The 5,076-nt window shown below is 74.4% G+C and carries 5 protein-coding genes and 1 pseudogene; 5 read left to right on the plus strand and 1 reads right to left on the minus strand.

Annotated elements, in window-relative coordinates; all coding sequences use genetic code 11:
• Positions 1–92, plus strand: a pseudogene (locus ACIBBA_RS33500) (phytochelatin synthase); the annotation flags it as partial.
• Between the two features lie 210 nt (positions 93–302).
• Here the strand turns inward: ACIBBA_RS33500 and ACIBBA_RS33505 are convergent.
• Positions 303–1,175, minus strand: a complete 873-nt coding sequence (locus ACIBBA_RS33505) for a hypothetical protein (protein ID WP_396702900.1) — start codon at positions 1,173–1,175, stop codon at positions 303–305.
• Positions 1,176–1,355: 180 nt separating this feature from the next.
• Between ACIBBA_RS33505 and mptB the strand changes: the two genes are divergently transcribed.
• The 4 genes from mptB (at position 1,356) to ACIBBA_RS33525 (ending at position 5,009) form a co-directional block, all read left to right on the plus strand.
• Positions 1,356–2,786 (plus strand): polyprenol phosphomannose-dependent alpha 1,6 mannosyltransferase MptB, encoded by a 1,431-nt coding sequence (gene mptB / locus ACIBBA_RS33510; protein ID WP_396702902.1) that lies wholly within the window; start codon positions 1,356–1,358, stop codon positions 2,784–2,786.
• Entirely contained in the window at positions 2,783–4,156 is a 1,374-nt protein-coding gene (locus tag ACIBBA_RS33515) for a glycosyltransferase 87 family protein (RefSeq protein ID WP_396702904.1), read from the plus strand. Before mptB ends, ACIBBA_RS33515 begins: the two co-directional genes overlap by 4 nt.
• Complete coding sequence (locus ACIBBA_RS33520; RefSeq protein ID WP_396702906.1) at positions 4,117–4,566, plus strand: ribonuclease domain-containing protein; 450 nt, start codon at positions 4,117–4,119, stop codon at positions 4,564–4,566. Before ACIBBA_RS33515 ends, ACIBBA_RS33520 begins: the two co-directional genes overlap by 40 nt.
• Positions 4,567–4,631: 65 nt before the next feature.
• Positions 4,632–5,009: a barstar family protein gene (locus ACIBBA_RS33525; RefSeq protein ID WP_396702908.1), complete on the plus strand. Its 378-nt coding sequence runs from the start codon at positions 4,632–4,634 to the stop codon at positions 5,007–5,009.
• Positions 5,010–5,076 lie beyond the last annotated feature (67 nt).

Raw genomic sequence — 5,076 nt, forward strand, 5'->3', positions numbered from 1 at the left:
CCGACTCCGCCGACCCCAACATGGCCAGCTACTGGATCAGCACCGAGCACCTCGCGGACTGGATCGCCACCCGCGGCTACTCCACCAGCTGACCCGAACAACAAACGAACACCGCAAACACCGAAAGGGCCGGACCCCACCAAAGGGGGCCGGCCCTTCCGGCATCTCCACGCGGAAGGCCGGCCCCGCAACGGGCCGGTCTTTGTCATCCGTAGACACGAAGGCCGACCCCGGCGGGTCGGCCTTCATCGTCTCGGCGGGCCGGTCTGCTCGCGCTACGGCGCCGCGTGCGTCCGGACCCGTCAACTCTCGGGCGCGGGCTTGGCCGGCTTGGCGGACTTCGTCGGCTTGGCGGGCTTGCTGGGCTGGGGAGGGATCGGGCGGGCAGTGGGCGGGGGCGGGGGCGGCGTGGGAGCCTCGTTGGCGAGCAGGTCGTCGATCCAGCGGGCGGCGGATCGTTGCCGGGTCAGCATCTGTTGGCGGGCCTCGGCCAGGGCCGCGTCCGGCTGGGACGTTCCCTCGACGTGTTCGCCGAGGATGCTCGCCCAGCGCCGGCTCAGCTGCTCGGCGTACCGGGCCTTGCGGAGCTGCTCGTCGTACTGGCATTCGAGGGTGACCTGGCGTTCCATGTGCGGCTGGAGCGCCGGCCAGATCTTGTCGTCGAGCCGTACGGTGGCGTCGGGCTGACAGGTGAGGAGGACGTCCCCCCGCTCGTAGGGCCACGGGGTGCCCTCGGCGAGCGCCTGCTGCAACGCGAGCTCCAGGTCGCCCGCGCGGTGCGCCGGCAGGTCACGGGCTGCGTCCGCGGCGAGCCGGGTCAGCCGCTGGACGGCGTGCGGCATGAAGTACTGGGCGTACCAGCTCAACACCTCGGCGCGCAGGCCCGCCGGCGACGACCAGGCGAACGTCGCGCGGATGTAGAAGCAGTACACGTAGCCACGGGCGGGCACCGCGATCAGCCCCGGCGCGTCGCGTTGCTCGACGAGCGGGCCGGGCGGCGGAGGTGCGGAGCGCGCCGGCTCCTGGTCCCGTAGCGAGGCCGCCAGCCGCTGCCAGTTGTGCCGCAGCCAGCGCCCGCTGTGGACGCTCGCGTCCCGGGTGTTGCTCAGCCCGCGGCTGCCCCACTGCCGCCACCGGTTCGCGGGCCTCGGCGCCGGGTCCGGGGCGTCCGTCATCCACCCTCCCTGGTCACGGATCAGCGTTCCCACGCTAACAACGGGTGACCGATCTGCCCGCCGCCACGCCGACGGGACGGCCGAGGCCGCGCCGACGACGCGCTGGGGCGACACCGTGGCGTCGCTTGATGATCGTCGGACGGCCGCGTGCCGGTCAGCTCCGGACGACATCCTGCCCGGATGCGGAAACTGCCGATCGTCGTCGGGTACCGGCTGCTCGGTGGCGTGGGTGCCGCCCTGCTGGCCGGCGCCGGCCTCGCCGCCGGCGCGCTCCCGGTCGGCGGCCACGCCGCCTGGTGGAGCGCGCTGCGGCACCTCGCCGGGCCGGGCCTGCTCTGCGGGTACGCCGGGCTGACCCTGCTCGCCGCCGCCTGGTGGTGGGCGGGCCGGCAGTTGCCCGCCGCCGGCCCACCGGGTGTGTCGGCGGTACGGCTCGACGGGCGCTCCGCCGCGCTCACCCTGGCCTGCTGGGCCGGGCCGCTGCTGCTCTGCCCACCGCTGTTCAGCCGGGACGCGTACAGCTACCTCGCGCAGGGCACGATGGTGCTCGTCGACATCGACGTGTACCGGCACGGCGTGACGGCGCTCGGCGGTCAGATTGCCGCCGAGGTGCCGCAGATGTGGCAGCAGACGCCCGCGCCGTACGGGCCGGTCTTCCTCGCCATCGCCGCTGTCGTCTCCGGGCTGACCGGCGGCAAGCTGGTGCTCGGCGTGCTCGGGCTGCGGCTGGTGGCGTTGGCCGGGGTCGCGCTGCTGCTGCGCTACCTGCCCCGGCTGGCCCGGCACTGCGGCGTCGACCCCGCCGCCGCGCTCTGGCTCGGCGTGCTCAACCCCCTGGTGCCGCTGCATCTGGTCGCCGGCGCGCACAACGAGGCGGTGATGCTGGGGTTGCTGGTGGCCGGACTCTGCCTCGCCTTCGAACGCCGCTTCGGCACCGCCGCCGTGCTGATCACCCTCGCCGCGCTGGTCAAGGCGCCGGCCGTGGTGGGCCTGCTGGTGGTGGTGTCGCTCGCCGCCCGGCACGGCGGGCGCCGGGCGGCGCTGATCCGCACCGCCGGCTTCGCGGTCGGCACCGCGGCCGCGGTCACCTGGGCGACCGGCATCGGGTACGGCTGGATCGGCGCGCTCGGCACCCCGGTGTACCGGCACAGCTGGTCGATCTCCAGCGCCCTCGGTCGCGGCGCGACGTGGCTGGCCGGCGCGCTCGGCCTGGAGTGGGGAGACGCCCCGATGCGACTCTTCCTCGGCCTCGGGCTGATCGCCGCGCTGGCCGTCGCCGGCATCGCCTGGTGGCAGCGGCGACGGCTCGGCCCGGCGTACGCCGTGGGGCTGGCCCTCGCGGCGGTGGCGCTGCTCGGCCCGGCGACTCGGCCCTGGTACGCGCTCTGGGGTCTGGTCCTCATCGCGGCGGCCGCGCCGGACGGGTGGGCCCGGTGGCTCGCGGCGTCGGGGGCCGTGGTGCTGGCGTTCGTGGCGCTGCCCAGCGGGATCGGACCGGACCCGACGCAGGCGGCGCTCGCCGCGGCCGGGGTGCTGCTCGGGCTGCTCGCGGTCGGCTGGCTGCGGCTGCTCACCACCACCGCGCAGCCGGCGTCGGCGGTGGCCCGATGAGCGCCGAACGGCCCGCGCCGGGCGGCGTGCTGACCCGGCCGGCTCGGGTGTCGCCGCGTACCGGACGGCGGATGCTGCTGGTGGCCGGGATCGCAACCCTGCTCGGGGTGCTCATCGCGGTGCTGCCCGGGCACCGGGGCTGGTTCGACGTCGGCGTCTACCACGGCGCGGTCGGGCACTGGACGCGCGGCGGTGACCTCTACGACTGGACCACCTGGAACGGGTACGGCTTCACCTACCCGCCGTTCGCGGCGGTCAGCATGCTGCCGATGGCGGCGCTGGCCTGGTATCCGACGATCGTGGTGAACCTGCTGCTCACCGCGGTGGCGACCGGCTTCCTGCTGGTGCTGCTGGTCGAGCCGCTGGCCCGCCGGGCCGGCTGGAGCCGGTGGTACGCCCTCGCGCTGGCCGGCTGCCTGCTCGCCGGGCTCAACCCGGTGCGGGACACGGTCAGCTTCGGGCAGGTCAACCTGCTGCTGGTGGCCCTGGTCTATCTGGACCTGTGGCTGCTGGAGCGGAGCCACCGGGCCGCCGGGATCGGCATCGGGCTGGCCGCGGCGATCAAGCTCACCCCGGCGATCTTCATCGGCTACCTGCTGGTCACCCGGCGGTGGCGGGCCGCCGCCACGGCCACCGGCACGACGGTCGCCGCCACCGCGCTCGCCGCCGCGCTGGCCCCGGGCGCGTCGCGCACCTTCTTCACCGAGGCGCTCTGGGACACCGGCCGGATCGGCGAGCTGGCGTACGTGTCGAACCAGTCGCTGCTCGGGCTGGTGGCCCGGCTCGACCCGGAGCACCCGGACCGGCGGCTGTGGCTCGTTCTGGTCACCGCCGTGCTGGCGGTCTGGCTGGTCCGCTCCCGGCGGGCCGCCCTGGCCGGCGACGAGCGGGCCGGGTTCGCGCTGACCGGGATCACCGCCTGCCTGATCAGCCCGATCACCTGGGTCCACCACCTGGTGTGGCTGGTGCCGGGGCTGGCGCTGCTCGCCGCGGCCACGCTGCCCTGGCCGCCGCAAGAGCGGGTGGCGCGCCGTCGGCTGCGGGCCGGCGTGGTCGGGTATGTGCTGCTCTCCAGCGGTCTGGTCTGGGTCTTCGCCAACAACTCCACCGGGCCGCTCGGCTTCCTCGGAGGCAACGCCTATCTGTGGGTCGCCCTCGGGATGCTGCTGGCGCTGCCCATCGGCGGGGGACGCCTCGCCGATCATCCGCGGTTCACCGGCCATTGTGGATCAGTTCGGGTGCGGGGACTGTTCCGGACGGTCGTCGGCGGTGAGACTGGGACCGGTCCGCCAACGACGCGGATCGATGTATCCGACGGTCTGGAGGCAGCATGCCCACCCTCGCATCCCCCCGCCCGACGCTCGGCGTGACCCGCCGGCTCACCGCCACCCTCGTCCTGCTCGTCGCGATGGTCGCCGCCGCGCTGGTCGGCCCGTCCGTGGTCGCCCCGCGGCTGACCGACTCGGCGTCCGCCGCGGTCTACAGCTCCTGCACGATGAGCCGCTGCGCCGACGCCCGGACGGCCCGCTCCGGCTGGGCGGCCAAGGGCTTCCCGACCAGCCGTGGCTGGTACAGCTGGAGCGGGGGCCTGTCGAACTTCGCCGGCGGGCGGTTCTACAACTACGAGGGGCAGCTGCCGACCAACGCCACCTACTACGAGTACGACGTGTACCCGCGCCAGCAAGGCGCCGCCCGCGACGCCTACCGCATCGTGGTGAACAAGAGCACCGGGGTGACCTGGTTCTCGCCGAACCACTACACCGACTTCTACCGGCTCTGACCGGTAACCTCCCGGGGTCGGCCGTGCCTGACGACGGCCGGCCCCGGCCCGGCGAGGAGGTCTTCATGCCCGACCAGGATGGTGACCGGACAGCCGGCTGGCTGACCGTCGCCCACGACGACGCACCGGACGAACCCGACGCGGTGCCGCTGCCCGGCCCGGCGACGCGCACCCGCAGCGGGTTCTTCGCCACGCTCGCCACCGCCCTCGCCCTGCCCGAGCACTTCGGCCACAACTGGGACGCGCTCGCCGACGTGCTGCGCGACCGGCTGGCCACCGCGCCGCTCACCCTGCGCGTCGACGACGCCGGCCAACTGCTCGCCGACGAGCCCGCCGGCCAGTACGCCCAGCTGCTGACCGTGCTCGGCGAGGTCGCCGCCGACGCCCCGCACCCGCTGCGGGTCGTGCTGCGCGAACCGTTACCTTTCAGTGAGCAAGCGTGACTCCTGATTGGCAGTCGTCCGTTGCCGGGCGACGTTGACCGGATGAGCCGGTCTAGACGCTTCACGG

The organism is Micromonospora sp. NPDC051006 (assembly GCF_044456245.1).
Lineage (GTDB): Bacteria > Actinomycetota > Actinomycetes > Mycobacteriales > Micromonosporaceae > Micromonospora.